The sequence below is a fragment of the Pseudomonadales bacterium genome (assembly GCA_041395945.1).
In the GTDB taxonomy this organism is placed as follows: domain Bacteria; phylum Pseudomonadota; class Gammaproteobacteria; order Pseudomonadales; family Azotimanducaceae; genus SZUA-309.
In genome coordinates this window covers 1,622,230-1,637,571 of sequence record JAWKZN010000001.1, presented here as the reverse complement: position 1 = coordinate 1,637,571, position 15,342 = coordinate 1,622,230, and the positions used below count along the sequence as shown (strand labels likewise).

19 protein-coding genes are annotated in these 15,342 nt (G+C 60.7%); 3 read left to right on the top strand and 16 right to left on the bottom strand.

Going from position 1 to position 15,342, the window contains the following annotated elements:
• Positions 1-77 precede the first annotated feature (77 nt).
• The 16 genes from R3E82_07745 to R3E82_07670 all read right to left on the bottom strand — a co-directional run bounded on the left by R3E82_07745 (position 78) and on the right by R3E82_07670 (position 13,562).
• Positions 78-1,643 carry an alkaline phosphatase D family protein gene (locus tag R3E82_07745; GenBank protein MEZ5550763.1) on the bottom strand — a complete coding sequence of 522 codons (1,566 nt, stop codon included), beginning with the start codon at positions 1,641-1,643 and terminating at the stop codon, positions 78-80.
• Between the two features lie 112 nt (positions 1,644-1,755).
• Complete coding sequence (locus tag R3E82_07740; protein MEZ5550762.1) at positions 1,756-2,358, bottom strand: Yip1 family protein; 603 nt, start codon at positions 2,356-2,358, stop codon at positions 1,756-1,758.
• Entirely contained in the window at positions 2,355-2,507 is a 153-nt protein-coding gene (ccoS, locus tag R3E82_07735) for a cbb3-type cytochrome oxidase assembly protein CcoS (GenBank protein MEZ5550761.1), read from the bottom strand. Before ccoS ends, R3E82_07740 begins: the two co-directional genes overlap by 4 nt.
• A gap of 2 nt (positions 2,508-2,509) precedes the next feature.
• On the bottom strand, positions 2,510-4,732 hold the full coding sequence (locus R3E82_07730; protein ID MEZ5550760.1) for a cation-translocating P-type ATPase: 2,223 nt from the start codon (positions 4,730-4,732) through the stop codon (positions 2,510-2,512).
• On the bottom strand, positions 4,729-4,941 hold the full coding sequence (locus R3E82_07725) for a hypothetical protein (GenBank protein MEZ5550759.1): 213 nt from the start codon (positions 4,939-4,941) through the stop codon (positions 4,729-4,731). Before R3E82_07725 ends, R3E82_07730 begins: the two co-directional genes overlap by 4 nt.
• On the bottom strand, positions 4,938-6,365 hold the full coding sequence (ccoG, locus tag R3E82_07720) for a cytochrome c oxidase accessory protein CcoG (protein ID MEZ5550758.1): 1,428 nt from the start codon (positions 6,363-6,365) through the stop codon (positions 4,938-4,940). Before ccoG ends, R3E82_07725 begins: the two co-directional genes overlap by 4 nt.
• A gap of 9 nt (positions 6,366-6,374) precedes the next feature.
• Entirely contained in the window at positions 6,375-7,277 is a 903-nt protein-coding gene (ccoP, locus tag R3E82_07715) for a cytochrome-c oxidase, cbb3-type subunit III (protein ID MEZ5550757.1), read from the bottom strand.
• Positions 7,274-7,465 (bottom strand): cbb3-type cytochrome c oxidase subunit 3, encoded by a 192-nt coding sequence (locus R3E82_07710; GenBank protein ID MEZ5550756.1) that lies wholly within the window; start codon positions 7,463-7,465, stop codon positions 7,274-7,276. Before R3E82_07710 ends, ccoP begins: the two co-directional genes overlap by 4 nt.
• Positions 7,462-8,079, bottom strand: coding sequence for a cytochrome-c oxidase, cbb3-type subunit II (gene ccoO, locus R3E82_07705; GenBank protein ID MEZ5550755.1), 618 nt, complete (start codon positions 8,077-8,079; stop codon positions 7,462-7,464). The genes R3E82_07710 and ccoO overlap by 4 nt, the downstream gene beginning before the upstream one ends.
• A complete protein-coding gene (gene ccoN, locus R3E82_07700) occupies positions 8,076-9,470 on the bottom strand; it encodes a cytochrome-c oxidase, cbb3-type subunit I (GenBank protein ID MEZ5550754.1) in 1,395 nt (464 codons plus the stop codon). Before ccoN ends, ccoO begins: the two co-directional genes overlap by 4 nt.
• 188 nt (positions 9,471-9,658) lie before the next feature.
• Entirely contained in the window at positions 9,659-10,024 is a 366-nt protein-coding gene (locus tag R3E82_07695; protein MEZ5550753.1) for a response regulator, read from the bottom strand.
• A 107-nt stretch (positions 10,025-10,131) separates the two neighbouring features.
• The gene (locus R3E82_07690; protein ID MEZ5550752.1) at positions 10,132-10,752 is read right to left on the bottom strand and encodes a response regulator transcription factor; all 621 of its coding nucleotides are present in this window, start codon (positions 10,750-10,752) and stop codon (positions 10,132-10,134) included.
• Positions 10,742-12,175, bottom strand: coding sequence for a PAS domain S-box protein (locus tag R3E82_07685; protein ID MEZ5550751.1), 1,434 nt, complete (start codon positions 12,173-12,175; stop codon positions 10,742-10,744). The genes R3E82_07690 and R3E82_07685 overlap by 11 nt, the downstream gene beginning before the upstream one ends.
• Positions 12,176-12,178: 3 nt before the next feature.
• A complete protein-coding gene (locus tag R3E82_07680; GenBank protein MEZ5550750.1) occupies positions 12,179-12,622 on the bottom strand; it encodes a globin in 444 nt (147 codons plus the stop codon).
• 13 nt (positions 12,623-12,635) lie between these two features.
• Positions 12,636-13,013, bottom strand: coding sequence for a hypothetical protein (locus R3E82_07675; GenBank protein MEZ5550749.1), 378 nt, complete (start codon positions 13,011-13,013; stop codon positions 12,636-12,638).
• 84 nt (positions 13,014-13,097) lie between these two features.
• The gene (locus R3E82_07670) at positions 13,098-13,562 is read right to left on the bottom strand and encodes a universal stress protein (protein ID MEZ5550748.1); all 465 of its coding nucleotides are present in this window, start codon (positions 13,560-13,562) and stop codon (positions 13,098-13,100) included.
• A gap of 159 nt (positions 13,563-13,721) precedes the next feature.
• Between R3E82_07670 and R3E82_07665 the strand changes: the two genes are divergently transcribed.
• The 3 genes from R3E82_07665 (at position 13,722) to R3E82_07655 (ending at position 15,333) form a co-directional block, all read left to right on the top strand.
• Positions 13,722-14,165, top strand: coding sequence for a universal stress protein (locus R3E82_07665; GenBank protein MEZ5550747.1), 444 nt, complete (start codon positions 13,722-13,724; stop codon positions 14,163-14,165).
• A gap of 14 nt (positions 14,166-14,179) precedes the next feature.
• Positions 14,180-14,764 carry a universal stress protein gene (locus tag R3E82_07660; GenBank protein MEZ5550746.1) on the top strand — a complete coding sequence of 195 codons (585 nt, stop codon included), beginning with the start codon at positions 14,180-14,182 and terminating at the stop codon, positions 14,762-14,764.
• A gap of 122 nt (positions 14,765-14,886) precedes the next feature.
• Positions 14,887-15,333 carry a DUF4136 domain-containing protein gene (locus R3E82_07655; GenBank protein ID MEZ5550745.1) on the top strand — a complete coding sequence of 149 codons (447 nt, stop codon included), beginning with the start codon at positions 14,887-14,889 and terminating at the stop codon, positions 15,331-15,333.
• Positions 15,334-15,342 lie beyond the last annotated feature (9 nt).

The following is a 15,342-nucleotide window of genomic DNA, read 5'->3' as shown; positions in this document are numbered from 1 at the left end:
GCGAGACCCGGATTCCCCTGCTGATTCCCACCCCCGACAGACTCCAATTGCGGAGTTCCGGAATCGGCTTATCGCCTTCAGGCATCCTTCACCAGATGATTCGCCCCGTTTTCGGTGACATAGGCCGTCGCCAGCCGCTGTCCGCTGCTGCGCCGGGAGATCGTGTCCACCATCCAGAACTCACCGCGGGCGCGCTCGCTGTCGATATCCAGCAGCAGGTAGCCGTGTTCGCGCAGATTCACGTAGTGAATATGGGGACGCTGCTCGATCAGTTCGCGCTCTCGTTCCGCAACCGTCTCGGCTTCGCGCCAGGGGCCGGGTGAGGTGACCGAGGTTGTGACCAGCTCCACAGCCAGAGAGCCACGTCCGCTGCTCGGATCGTACGCGGAACTGTAAGGATCGCGGGCGATGTCCATGGCCCAGGCGCTGTGTATGTCTCCGGTGAGGATCACGGTGTTGTCGATGTGTTCGGCGGCGAGCTGATCGAGCACGGCATCGCGGGATGCGGGATAGCCGTCCCACTGATCGACATTCAGCAGCACGCCTTCTTCGTCGAGCAGCTGCGCGAACATGAGCTGCTGACCGAGCAGGCGCCAGGTACGGTCATTGCGCTTCGAGGCGCGCAGTTGCTCCGCCAGCCAGGCCTGCTGATCGGCACCCAGAATGGTGCGGGCAGGATCCTTGAGGCCGCTGCGGTCCTTGCGGTCATCGAGCTGCTTCGTGCGGCCGTAAAGACGGGTATCGAGCATGATGAGATCCGCAAGGCTGCCGAAGCGAAAGCTGCGGTAGATAAACGGGCCGTTGGCCGAGGGCTGTTCCCGGATCGGCAGCCACTCGTGATAGGCCTGAATGGCGGCAGCGCGACGCGCCGGCCAGTCACCTTCGCCGAGATCCGGATTGTGATTTTCCGCTCCGTCCCGCCAGCTGTTGTTGGCGCTCTCATGGTCGTCCCACACACAGATCCAGGGATGAAGCCGGTGGGCTTCCTGAAGATCCGGATCCGTCTTGTACTGGGCGTGGCGGGTGCGGTAGTCGGACAGACTGATCACTTCCCGTGCAGGCAGGTGCGAGCGGCCGTACTCTGCACCATTGCCATACTCACCGGGCGCGTACTCGTAGAAGTAATCGCCAAGATGCAGTACTGCGTCGAGATCGTCCCGTTCTGCTACCCGGCCGTAGGCATTGAAGTAGCCGAAGGGAAAGTTGGAGCAGCTCACCACGGCGAATCTGAGGCGGCTGGCGGTTTTCTCCGGGAGGGTACGGGTGCGGCCGATTGGGCTGGCTTCGCCGGCGGCATCGAAACGGTAGTAGTAGGTGCGTCCCGGCTGCAGGCCGACCGCATCGACTTTAACCGTGTGATCCCGCTCGGGCAGGGCACTGATCACGCCCTGGTTGACTACGTTTTTCAGTGCGGCATCGCTGGCGATGAGCCAGCGCACGGGCACCACACTCGAATCGGCAGTACTGATGCGTGTCCAAAGCATCACCCGGTCAGCGAGCGGATCTCCGCTGGCGATTCCGTGCTGGAAAACCGGATTGCTGCCTTTGCCGGTGGTGGCACCGGCGCCTGCTGTGCCGACCGCACAGCCGGAAAGGGCGGTAGCGGCGGTGGTTGTTGCCAGAAACTGACGGCGTGTTGCCATGACGGATGCCTCCAGACGGTTGTTCGAATCACCGCTGCACCCTTCCGGCAGCACAGCCGGATTCAGGCAACGGGGAAGATCAAGCGCCTATAGTGTCTCAATCCGGCCCGTATCAGTAGGTGTATTCCGGTGCGGGTCCGAAGTCCCACATGACCACGGTTGCGCCGAGCAGCGCGACGAAACTCACCAGGGCGACAGCGAAAACTGCGCTGGCGTAGAGAAAGGACCGCTCCGGAGCGACCTCCATGACCGGTCCCGTACCCAGGTAGAGGAGATAGATGCAATAGCAGGCCACCAGGGTGCCGATCATGATGTCCAGCCAGAGGACCGGGTAGAGCCCGAGAAACCCGGCAAGAAAAAAGGGGCTCGCTGTATAGCTTATCAGGGAAGTACCCTTTGCGAGGCCGCCCTGGGTTCCGTAGGAACCCGCCATCCAGCTCACCATGTAGCCGAGAAACAGCACACCCGCCACCATCGCGAAATAGAAGAGCGCACACAGGGGCAGGGCGCTCTGCGCGGTGAGCCGCACCGGATCTCCAGCAATCGTCCAGCCCTGGGTGGTGACCCCGAGATACCAGCACAGAGCAGGAATGAGCGCGAAGGGCAGCGTGTGCAGACAGAGCACCCTGGTCACACCCGGACGCTCCGCAGCGATGCTGAGCCAGGTACCTTGTGGGGCAAACAGGATCAGTATGCCGTTCAACAGCGTCTTCATGGGTTGTCTCCTCCGTCTTCTTCGAATATGTCGAAACCGTGTTTGTCCAGGGAATCGAACTGGTTGTGGTTGACCGCCCAGGTGAACAGGGCAGCGGCGATGGCGATCAGCACGATGGACACGGGAATGAGCAGCAGCAGTACTTCCATCTTCAACGCTCCCCGAAAGCGGGTGTATGCAGCAGCCTGGAGGCATTGAGCATCACCAGGGTCGAACTGCTCGCCATGCCCAGGGCTGCCAGCCAGGGCGGCATGAAACCCAGTGCGGCCACCGGTATCGCAATACCGTTGTAGATCAATGCCCAGAGCATGTTCTGGCGGGTTATCCGACCGGCGGTCCGGGCGATGGTAAAGAGGTCCACCAGAGGGCCGAGCCTGCGTGTGAGCAGCAGCACGTCGGCTTTGGATTTGACCAGGTCGCTGGCTTCCACTACCGCTACGGACACATCGGCGCGGGCGAGCACCGGTACATCATTGATGCCATCACCCACCATGAGCACCTGGTGACCATCGGCCTTCTGCTGATCGAGATGGGCCAGTTTTGACTCGGGAGTCTGGCGCGCCAGATAACCGATGTCGAGTTCAGCCGCTGTCTCGGCACAGCGGCTGTCCGCATCGCCGCTGAGCATGACCGGTTCGATCCCCAGCGACTTCAGCGCAGTGACCGAGCCAAGCGCATCCTCCCGGATCTGATCCGACAGTGTGAAGCGGGCGCGTGGCAGACCGTCGACAGCCAGGTACACGGCGCGGGAATGTACATCAGCTTCGCTGCCTGCAAAAGTGGGCGAACCGATCTTTACCGAACGCCCGTGCCAGAGTCCCCGTACACCCTGGCCGGTCACCGTCTCGACACTGTCGAGGGTCTCGACACCGTCGAGGATCTCGACCGAATCGAGGGTTCCGACCGGGTCGACGGCCCCCATGGCGCCGGTGCGGCCGGCGTTGCTGCCACGGCCCGGGTTTGCAAAGGCGCGCGTTGCAAAGGCGCGCGTTGCAAAGGCGCGTGCATAGGGATGCGCAGAATACTGCTGAAGGGATGCTGCGAGCGCGAGACAGCGGGCTTTGCTGAAGGTCGGGTCGAGTATCTCGATCGATTGGATTGTCGGCTCGTGGAGGGTCAGGGTGCCGGTCTTGTCGAAGAATACACGATCAATCTTCAGCATCTCTTCCAGCGCGCTGCTGCGGGTGAGGACGATGCCGAACTGACGCAGCCGTGACATGGCGGCAGTAAGGGTTGCCGGTGTCGCCAGGGAGAGCGCGCAGGGACAACTGACCACCAGTACGGTCAGACAGGCGAGCAGAGCGCGGTCCGGATCGATGAAGGACCAGACCACGAAGGTGAGGGCGGCGATCGTGAGAATGCCGGGCACGAATACGGCGGCAACCCGGTCTGCCAGTTGCACAGAAGGCGCATTGCGGATCTCAGCCCTGTCTGCTAGTGCGGCGATGTCTGCGATCCGCGAGCGCTCATAGGCGGCTGTGGCACGGATCTCGAAGCTGGCACCGCGATTCAGGGTGCCGGCGTAGACGGCATCCCCCGCACTGCGTCGTACCCAGTCTGACTCTCCGGTGAGGAGCGCTTCATCGAGGGTGGCGAGGGTGGAGATCAGCACACCGTCTACTGGTACCTGTTCTCCTTCTCCAACCCGGATCTGATCGCCTGCACGGATTGCTGCCACGCTGATCGATTCCCTGGTACCGTCCCGCAGGCGGGTGGCGAACGCTGGCAGGGCAGCCAGCAGACTGCTGCTGGCGTCAAACCTGCGGCGCAGTCGATTGTCGATGTAGCGTGCGCCGAGCAGGAGAAAGGTGAACATCACCACCGAGTCGTAGTAGACGTCCCCGGTGCCCCGGACGGTCGCAAGAAGGCTGGCTGTGAATGCTATTGCGATGGCCAGCGCGATCGGTACATCCATATTGATGCCGCGTCCGGGGTTCGCGAGAACAGACAGTGCGTTGCGGAAGAACGGCACAGCCGAATAGCACACCACCGGAATGCAGAAGATCAGGCTGGTGAGTTCGAGCAGTCGCACATAGGCGGGCTCCATGCCATTGAAGGCTCCCGCATAGAGCGCGAAGGCAGCCATCATCACCTGCATCATCGCCAGGCCGGCGATCCCCAAGCGCTTGAGCAAAACTCTCTGCACCGCGTCGTGATCGTCGCCGCCGGCGAGTGCCGGACTGAACCCGGCGGATTCGATCTGGCGCAGCAGCTCCAGGGCGCTCAGGGTCTGATCATGGTCCACGAACACCATGCGTTTTGCAGGGTTGATGTGTGCCGCATGGATGCCCTGCAGGCCGGCCAGCGCCTGGCGGATCTTACTGCTGCAGGCGGCGCAGTGCATGTCGGAAACACTGATGGTGCTGATGGTCATCGCTGAGCGGGCACCTGTTGCCTCACTGGCGGCGTGTCCGTTTCTCTGTCTGCAGGGACCGTATCCCGCCAGCTGGTTTTACCCAGGGGGGGGGCCTGGAGTCGGACCACCGGGTCCGGATCACTGAAAGCGAAATAGAGATTCACGATACCCATCGCGACGCTTGCAGCGGGGATCAGGATCACCAGATAGAGGGTCAGGCGTTTCATGACGTGGGCCCCAGGAAGCTGCTCACTTCGGATACGCATTCGCCGCTGGAAGTTTCACAGAGGGTGATCGTCACCGGCGTGTTCGGTGACTGAATCGCTGCTGCCGGTGCACTCAGGGTCATGGGGGCATCCACCAGTTCGCCAGGTTCCGATGCCAGCGCCGCGGCTACCGCGTCCGCGGAAATCAGCTCGATGGGCAGCGCCGACTCGACGACCACGCTGTAGTTCTGGGGGGACTGGGTCTTGTTGACCACGCGCAGACTGTAGGCGTTGCTGACCATACCTTTGGCACTGGTGCGGAACAGCTCGCCGCGCTCGCGCAGCACATCCACCTCGAACGTGCTGCGGTTGAACAGTGCGATGCAGAAAGCCAGCGTCATGATGGTCAGTGCGGCCGCATAGCCGACACTGCGGGCGCGCAGCCAGTGGGTAGTGCCCGAGGCAAGTTCACGTTCGGTCGTGTAGCGGATCAGCCCCTTCGGATAGTTCATTTTGGACATCACCTGATTGCAGGCGTCGATGCACTGGGCGCAGCCGATACACTCGTACTGCAGTCCATCACGGATATCGATACCGGTAGGGCAGACCTGTACACAGAGGTGGCAATCGATACAGTCGCCGAGGCCGGCGTCGAGTTCGGCATGTCCGGTTGAGCGTTTGCGGGGACCCCGCTTCTCACCTCGCGCCGTGTCGTAAGAGACGATCAGGGTGTCCTGGTCGAGCATGGCGGACTGAAATCGCGCATAGGGACACATGTAGATACACACCTGTTCACGCAGCCAGCCGGCGTTGATGTAGGTGGCCGCGGTGAAAAATGCGATCCAGAACACCGACCAGCCACCGGCTTCCAGGGTGAAAAGGTCTGCGGTAAGCGCGCGGATCGGCGTGAAATAGCCAACGAAGGCAAGTCCGGTGAGTCCGGCCCAGCCCAGCCACATGGTGTGTTTGAAGGCGCGTTTGCGGAGCTTTTCAATGCTCCAGGGTGCCTCTTCGAGCCGGATGCGCGCGTGTCTGGGTCCTTCCGCGAGTTGTTCTGCCCACATGAAGATGGCAGTCCAGACAGTCTGAGGGCAGGTATACCCGCACCAGAGCCGTCCCACGACCGTGGTTACCGTGAACAGCCCGAAGGCGGCGATGATCAGCAGCCATCCCAGCAGCCAGAAATCCTGAGGGAGAAATGTCAGTTCGAATATATGGAACTGGCGCTGGGGGAGATCGAACAGCACAGCCTGGCGGCCGTTCCAGTTGAACCAGGGCAGCAGGAAGTAGCCCATGAGAAGCGGCCAGCCGCTGAAGAAGCGCAGCCGCTGATAGAAGCCGCCAACAAAACGCGTGAATATTTTCTCCCGGCTCTTGTACAGATCCTGCGGACCGAACCCCTCCAGGCGGATCGGATCTTCAGGAGTCTGGCTGGCGCCGTTCATCCGGATGGCCTATCTGCCGCTCGGCGAGCCGGTGCCGGAGGCACTGTCGCCGAGCGAACGGACGTAACCGGCCAGGATGCGGACTTTGTCTTCCGCGAGGAACTCGGCGAAGGACGGCATGTTGCCGTTCCGGCCATGGCGGATAGTGAATGCGATTTCGTCCGCGCTGCTGCCGTAAAGCCAGCTGTCGTTGTTGAGTCTGGGTGCACCGAGCTGGGGATTGCCGGAACCGTCTGCCTGATGGCAGGCCACGCAGAATATCTGATACTGGGCCGCACCGCGTGCCGCGGCGGCCTCATCATGATCCCGACCGGCGAGCTGGAGCACATGCTGCGTCACATCAGCGACGCCTGCGTCACCCAGTGCTGCACCCCAGGGTGGCATGATGCCCGTTCTGCCATTGGAGATTGTCTGCTGTATCGCGCTGAATTCCCCACCCCAGATCCATTCATCGTCTGTCAGATTCGGGAAGCCGAAAGTACCACGGGCTGTGACACCGTGGCAGGTGGCGCAGTTGTTCAGGAACAGGCGCCTGCCGACCTGCAGCGCGCGCCGGTCAGAACTCAGCTCTTCTTCCGACAGTTCGGCGAGAGACGCATACAGCGGAGCGAAGCGCTCGGTGTGGCGGTCAACTTCTTCCTGCCACTGACCCACCGACGTCCATCCGGCGGTTCCCGCGAAATTGCCGAGGCCGGGATAGTAGATAAGGTAGAGGCCTGCGTAGATCACTGTCGCCACGAACAATCCCACCCACCACATGGGCATAGGGCTGTCCAGTTCCTCAATGCCGTCGTAGCTGTGACCGGTGGTCTCCTTGCCGGAAGTTCGACGGTTGGCGAACAGCATATAGAGGTACCACAGCAGGCTGCCGATGGTGCCGATGATGACGAACCAGCTCCAGCCGCTGCTCATGTCCGTACTCCCTCAGGGTCGGTTGAATCCTGCCCGGCGGAGGTCCCCCCGTCCTGGGCCTCCTCGAGGTCCAGCGGAATGCTGCCGTAGCTTTCGAGCTTCTGACGGTTGGAAGGCCAGTAAACCCAGACGACCAGCGCACTGAAGCCGATGGTGACCGCGAGCAGAGAGAACAGGGTGGCGCTCATCGCATGCCTCCATAACCGCGCATGTCCTGTCCGAGGCTCTGCAGGTAGGCAATCAGGGCGTCTGCTTCGGTAAAGCCCGCGACCGCGTCGCCGGCACCACTGATGTCTGCATCCGTGTAGGGCACTCCGAGGGTTCTCAGCACGCGCATCTTGGTTGCGGTATCCGATCCATCCAGTGGTGTGTCGAACAGCCAGGGATAGGAGGGCATGTTCGATACCGGTACCACGGTGCGGGGATCCGCAAGGTGCGCACGGTGCCAGTCATCGCTGTAGCGGCCACCGACTCTGGACAGATCCGGTCCCGTGCGTTTCGAGCCCCACAGGAAGGGGTGTTCGTAGGAGTCCTCTCCGGCGACTGAGTAGTGACCGTAGCGGGCGGTCTCGGATTGCAGGGGCCGTACCATCTGGGTGTGGCAGACGGTGCAACCTTCCCGGATGTAGATGTCGCGACCTTCGAGCTGAACAGCCGGATAAGGACGCAGGGTTTCGATGGGCTTGGTCCCGGATTGCTCGAACACCAGAGGGAAAATCTCCACCATGCCGCCGACACTCACGGCGATCAGTGTCAGTGCTATGAGGATGCCGACATTTTTTTCAATGCGATCATGGTTCACGCTGCACCTCCGCGAGCGACCAGCGGTGTGGCTGGAGCCTCGGACTCCATGCGCCGTTCACCCTGCACGGTTTTCCAGACGTTGAACGCCATAATGCACATTCCGATCAGGAAGATGGCGCCACCCAGAAAGCGGACGTAGTAGCCCGGATAACTGGCTTCTACGGTTTCAGCAAAGCTGTAGGTCAAGGTGCCATCTACCGAGGTCGCCCGCCACATCAGTCCCTGCAGCAGACCGTTCACCCACATCGAGGCGATGTAGAGCACGGTGCCCAGGGTGGCCAGCCAGAAGTGGAGGTTGATCAGCTTCACGCTGTACATCTCGCCGTGTTTGCGGCCATAGAGCAGGGGAATCAGGTGGTACATCGCGCCGATACTCACCATGGCCACCCAGCCGAGAGCACCGGCGTGCACGTGCCCGATGGTCCAGTCGGTGTTGTGACTCAGCGCGTTCACCGTCTTGATCGACATCATCGGTCCTTCGAAAGTCGACATGCCGTAGAAGGACAGGGACACGATCAGGAATTTCAGGATAGGATCGGTACGCAGCTTGTCCCAGGCACCGGACAGGGTCATCACACCGTTGATCATCCCGCCCCAGGAGGGTGCCAGCAGCACCAGGGACATCACCATGCCCACGCTCTGCGCCCAGTCCGGCAGGCTGGTGTAGTGCAGATGGTGAGGACCGGCCCAGACGTAGATGGCGATCAGGGTCCAGAAGTGCACGATCGACAGGCGGTAGGAGTACACGGGTCGCTCGGCCTGTTTCGGCACGAAGTAGTACATGATGCCGAGAAATCCGGCAGTCAGAAAAAATCCGACGGCGTTGTGGCCGTACCACCACTGCACCATGGCATCCACTGAGCCCGCGTAGATCGAATAACTCTTGGTCAGCGACACCGGCAGCGCCAGTGAGTTGAAGATGTGCAGCACGGCGACACCGATGATGAGCGCGCCGTAAAACCAGTTGGCCACATAGATGTGCTCCACCCTGCGTCTGGCGATGGTGCCGAAGAAGACAACGCCGAAGGATACCCAGACGATGGCGATGAGAATGTCGATGGGCCATTCGAGTTCGGCGTATTCTTTGGTGGTCGTCAGACCCATCGGCAGAGTGATGGCGGCCAGCAGGATCACCGTCTGCCACCCGAAGAATACGAATTTCGCCAGACCGTTGGAGAACAGCGGAGTGCGGCAGGTACGCTGCACGACGTAGAGTGCGGTCCCCATCAGCGCGCAGCCGCCAAAGGCGAAAATCACGGCGTTGGTGTGCAGAGGTCGCAGGCGTCCGTAAGAGAGCCAGGGCAGATCGAAATTCAACACCGGCCACGCCAGCTGTCCGGCAATCAGCACGCCGACCGCCATGCCGACGATGCCCCAGACCACCGTCATCACTGCGAACCAGCGCACCACCTCCAGGTTGTAGGGTATATCTTCCGTGACCACGGCAATTCCTTTGTTGTTGACAGCTGGTTGATGGCCGGAGTGCCCGCCGGGAGCGGATCGGTCAGCCTTCGGATATAGTACGCGGGCTGGATGGTAGATGCTCACACAAACCGGACCATTCGTAGAATCCCTGATTATACGGAAAGGTCCCCCACAAAATCCAGCAGGTGGCGGTAGACGAGGGGTTTCAGGAACAGCCAGGAGATGCCGCATTGTCGTGCGGTTGCAACAATGCTGTCGTTGCGGCGGCTGATGAGAAGGGCGAATGGTATGTCGATCTTCAGCCGCGCCAGTTGCCGGTAGATCTCAAGTCCGCTGGCATCAGGCAGCTGGGCTTCGCAGACGATGCACAGCGCGTCTGTGTCTTCATGCAGAGTCGCGAGGAAGGATTCCCCGGTCGCGAAGGCGCGTACCTCATAGCCGTTGAGGTCGAGCAGAGTGGTCAGGCTGTCCCGGATTGCCGGGTCCGCGTCCACTACATACACCAGGGTGCTTTCCATCAGTGGAAAGCTAGGCCATCCCGGTCATCCCCGACCATACGCGAAATCCCCTAAGGAGCCCCTGCGAGCTCGAAAGCTGATCCGCAGCGTTCTGAGCGACGGCGTGCTCAGCTGTTCTGATCCAGCAACAGCTTCATCCGCACCAGGTCGGCCAGGGTTCGGGCCTCGGTCTTCTGCATCACCTGGGATCTGTGAATTTCCACCGTGCGCTCACTGATATTCAGATCAATGGCCACGACCTTGTTGGCCTGACCTTCGGCGACACGCTCGAATACCTCCGTCTCCCGCGGTGTGAGCCTGGCGACACGGCTCCGGATGGACTCGAGGTCGGCGAACTGCTGGCGATGATCCGCATCCTCGTTCAAGGCCTCATGAATCCGGTCCAGCAGATCCTGATCCCGGAAAGGCTTGCGGAGGAAATCCACAGCACCTTTTTTCATGGCTTCCACCGCCATGGGAATGTCGCCATGACCGGTGATAAAGATGATGGGGATCGGTGCATTGCGCGCTTTCAGGTGGTCCTGCAGCTCAAGACCGCTCATGCCCGGCATACGGATGTCGAGGACCAGGCAGCCCGTGCGCCCGGGCGCGTACGCGTTGAGGAATTCCTGCGCGGTGCCGTAGGTCTCGTAATGGATGTCCACGGATTCGAGCAGCAGTCCGATCGCATCGCGCACAGGTTCATCGTCGTCGACAACGAAGACGCAAGGCCGGGTATCAGGCGTCATGCTGAGGCAGCCGGAAGAAAAAAGTTGCGCCGGCATCCGGCTTGTTGCGGTAGCTGAGTTCGCCGCCGTGTTCAGAGATGATTGTGCGGCAGATCGACAGACCCATGCCCATACCTTCCTTTTTGGTTGTATGAAACGGGGTAAATAGCAGGTCTACCTGGTTGTCGGCAACCCCCGGGCCGAGATCGGAGACCGAGACTTCGATCTCCCCCTGGGAATTCAACTCTGAGCGCACCACTATGGTCCGACCATTGCTGCAGTCTATTTCCAGCATGGCGTCGATGGCATTGCGGATCAGGTTGAGTACGACCTGTTGTATCTGAATGGGATCCACGAAGAGCGCAGGCAGATCGTCCGCCAGTTCCAGCTTCAGCTCGATGGAATGAAGGCGCGCGTCGCTGCCGGCGAGTTTGAGCAGATCGCGGATCAGTTCGTTGGTATCTGCGAGTTCACGCACGCTGTCCTGTGCGCGGGCGAAACGCTGGATTCTTTCGATGACCGCACCGGCGCGCAGAGCCTGGACATTCAGTTTCTCCAGGGCATCCATGATCTTCGTGGTGTCCCGGTTCTGCTGCAGCATTTTTACCCCCGCCTGGGCGTACATGGCGATGGCGGTCAGCGGCTGATTGATCTCATGGGCGATACTGGCGGTCATCTCACCCATGGTGCTCAGTCGCCCCACATGCGCCAGCTTTTCTCGCTGTTCAACCAGGGCTTCCCGGGCAGCGTGCTGCTCGGTGAGATCCCGGATGATGCCGGTGAAGCGACGGCGACCGGCGAGTTCGATCTCGCTGACCGCCAGATAGATGGGGATCATTGCCCCGGAAGCGGTGCGTGCCTCCAGTTCCCGGCCAATGCCGATGATTTTCTTTTCACCGGTTATCAGGTAATTGGCGAGATAGCTGTCGTGGTCCGCGGCGTGCGGACTGCCCATCAGCATGGCGATGTTGCGACCCTGGACCTCCTCGAAGCTGTAGCCGAACAGGTCGCAGGCCGCCTGATTGAATGTTTCGATCCGGCCTTCGGCGTCGATGGTCAGAATGGCGTCGACTGCGGTTTCCAGGATCGCTTCGGTTTCCGCCTTGCCGAGCGTGTACTGGGTGACATCGATCAGAGAGCCCAGGAGCTGCGGCTGGTTCGCGCCATCCGGTATTGCGGGCTGAGCGACCAGCTCGTACCAGCGTTGCGGTTTGCCCGGTGGCTCCGCGCGAAGTCTGATGGTAAAGGGCTCATTGGCTTCGATGCAGCGGCTGCGCAGTTGTGCCCTCTGGGCTGCATCGAATTCCCGGAAGGGCAGGTACCAGAACTCTCCCGGAGGGACGCCGAGCTGCTCCGTCCAGGCGACATTGGCCCAGATCAACCGACCCTCATCGTCGCAGCGGAATACGGGAACCGGCAGGCGGTCCAGGGCGGGCAGTTGCATGAATCAGTCTTGGGTGCGGCTATGTCCAGCCCCAAGATGACCCACCAGGCGCATGTAGGTCAATCCTGGCGTCATTGCCAGGCGCCACGCCATCTCGGTAAGTTCATCGCAGTCGGCGTCCTCCTCCCGCACCGTCTGGATCAGTGCGTCGAGCCAGGTGTCGTAGAGCACATGCAGGATTCCCAGCCGATCGTGAAGGCGAGCAATCCGGTCGAGTTCTGCGGAGGGTTTGTGGCTGGCGTAGAAGGCGACAAGGTGGAAAAAGGAACTGCGCAGCATGCCGGCCTGGTGGGCCATGTCGGTACCGGAAAACAGCTCGGCCACCTCCGGGTCGGCGAGAAAGTGAGTGTAAAATTTACTGAAGAACTGATCTGCACGCTGATCGATGCCGACTCCCTCTCCGAACAGGCGTTCGTAGCTGGCGTCGAAGTATCTGTTCGCGCTCATGCGGCCATCGCGATCAGGTGTCCGTTCGTTGCCAGTCCCGGCGCACTACGCTGAAAAAATCGGCCCAGATCTTCGACAGTGGCGCAAGTTCCGATTCCAGGAGCTGCCGGTACTGATCGAATCCTCTGCGTACATGGTCTATCCGGTGTGTGACCAGATTCGGCAGAGCTGACGTTTTGCGTTGCATGTCCATGGACAGAGCGTCCCGCCAGAAACTGGAATGATCCTCCAGCAGCCAGGAAATCTGCTGGCGATGTATCTCGGAACTCTTCTCGAGCGTGTCCCAGAAGCTGCCTGCCACCTCCACGAGTTCTTTTCCTGCCACGAGTTCCGCGCCCAGAAGCTCCTCGCTGATGCGACGGGTCGATTCGTTGATAGTCTCTGTTTCCATAGTTCCTCTTCCCATACTCGCTCCCTCCATCGCCTCTCCCTCCGATCGAAGTTCGCGTTCAGTGCCCCAGGGAGTCTGTGGCTGTTATCCCGGCAGCCGGGTGACGAGCACGTTGACCGGTGCTCCGTGCAGCACTGCATTCGCTGTGGAGCCCAGCAGCCGGTGCCAGCCCTGCTGATTGTGTGCACCCACCACGATGACTTCCGCGCTGTGATCCCGGGCGAGATCGTGTATCCGATCGGCCGCCCGGCCAAGCACGATGATCTGCGCGTCCACGCTGACCTTCTCCGCCCGGGAGAATGCAGCACAGAGCTCGGCAAGCCTGCCTGTCGCTGTGGCGATGGCCTGCGCTTCGAGTTCATGATTCAGAGAGCCGGTGAAGGTGGGGTCGAAGCTGTACTGCACGTACTGTGGTTCGACCACGTGTGCAACAATCAGCTTTCCTCCAGGAGCCAGCAGTGTGGCCGCGCGGCGCAGTACCCGGGAAGCGGCGTCCTCGGTCAGCTCTATGGCTGCAAGTATGGTTTTGTACATATGAAAGGCGCGCACCGCGATCTGCTGGAGGATTAGTCCAATACTGACAGACTTTGGCTATGATGACGTCTAGGTGGAAACCGAAGAGTCACCCAGGCATGTCCCGATGGTGCGATTGCGCCGCCACGCTACCCTGCCTGGGTCCGTCGAATCTTGAACCCGAAGGAGCCAGACATGGGCTACAAAACCATACTCGCCGCAATTGATCTGTCGGATGAATCACAGCAGGTACTGGACGAAGCCAAGCGCCTCGCCACGGACCATGGGGCGAAGCTGATGATCCTTTCGGTAGTCAAGCCACTCACCCAGGTCTACGGCGGGCTGGACATGGCCGCTTACACCCAGGCAACCGTCAATTTTGAACGGGAAGCACAGGTACAGGTGCTCGCTCAACTGCAGGAGCTGGGCAAGAAACTTGGAGTCAAAGCGGACGATGTGCAGGTCACGATAGGCTCGCCTGCTTCACAGATCGTCGATGTCGCGAAGACCGCGGGAGCCGATCTGATAGTGGTGGGCTCACACGGGCGTCATGGCCTGGGGCTGCTGCTGGGCTCGACGGCGAATGGCGTGCTCCATCATGCAGAATGCGATGTGCTCACCATCAGAATCAAAGACTGACTCCGGGTGCAATTATGACCAGAATGCGAAAGGTGCTTATCGCCCTCGATGCGACGGATGAAGCGGAAGACGTGCTGGAGGGTGCTACCAGCATCGACCCCCGGGGCGCTGTGGAGTACCAGGTGATCACCGTGGTGCCGCCGCTGGTCGGTGGGGTCAGTGGTATGGATGGAGCGAGTTTTGCGGCCTCCTGGCCGTTGCGCGACATGGAAGAAACCATTGCTGCGGAAACGACCCGGTACGTGCGGGAACGTGCAGCCGCTTTCGGCATCGAGCCACAGAAAGTGTCGACTCGAATCGGCCGTCCGGCGGTCGAGATCCGTGCCCATGCAGAGCACATCGGCGCGGATCTGATCGTGATCGGTTCACACGGGCGTCACGGAATTACCGGGCTGCTGCTGGGATCTACTGCCAATGGCGTCCTTCACAACAGTCCATGCGATGTACTCATCGTCCGGATCCAGGCGGATGAGGGAGACCGCAAGGAAGGAAAACAAAAAAGCGTAAAGGAAGATAAAGCAAAGGAAAACAGAACGACGGAAAATAGAGGAAAGGAAACCGGAACAAAGCAAAGTAGAGACAAGGACAAGAACGCGTGATGTGGAAAACTGAGTATCTGCCCGGCGCGGGAGGGCCATTTCCTGCAGGATGGCGTGCGGCTGCAGCAGTTCTGTTCAGTTTCGCACTGTTGTGTACGTCAGGCTGTGCTACGACCACTCGCATGGATACCTACGTTCCCGATCACTGCCACGGCACCGCAGAACCCTTTTCGACCTATGCATTGCGCATGGAAAACGTACCTGGATTCATCCATGAAGTGATCGATGTCTCGATTCGGGGTGCACTGGAACGGGTCGGGCTGACTGCGCGGGACGAGGGTGCCGATATACGGGTCAATGTCGCACTGGAAATAATCGATCGGAATCCTCCTCGCATGCACAGTGACCCCTTCGGTGAAACCGTTGCGCCGAACGAACTGAACAGATTTGTCACCCACCTCAAAGTTGGCATCACCGACGCCAGAACTGAGCGCCTGATCTGGACTGGAGCCATGGACCGTTTCCACGCGATTCAGGGTGGGGAGACGTTCCATGATGAGCGTGCTGCGCTCATCATCAGCCAGGCCTTCGACGACATGTTTGTTGGCTTGACCACAGCATGCGAGTAGTGTGTTTGT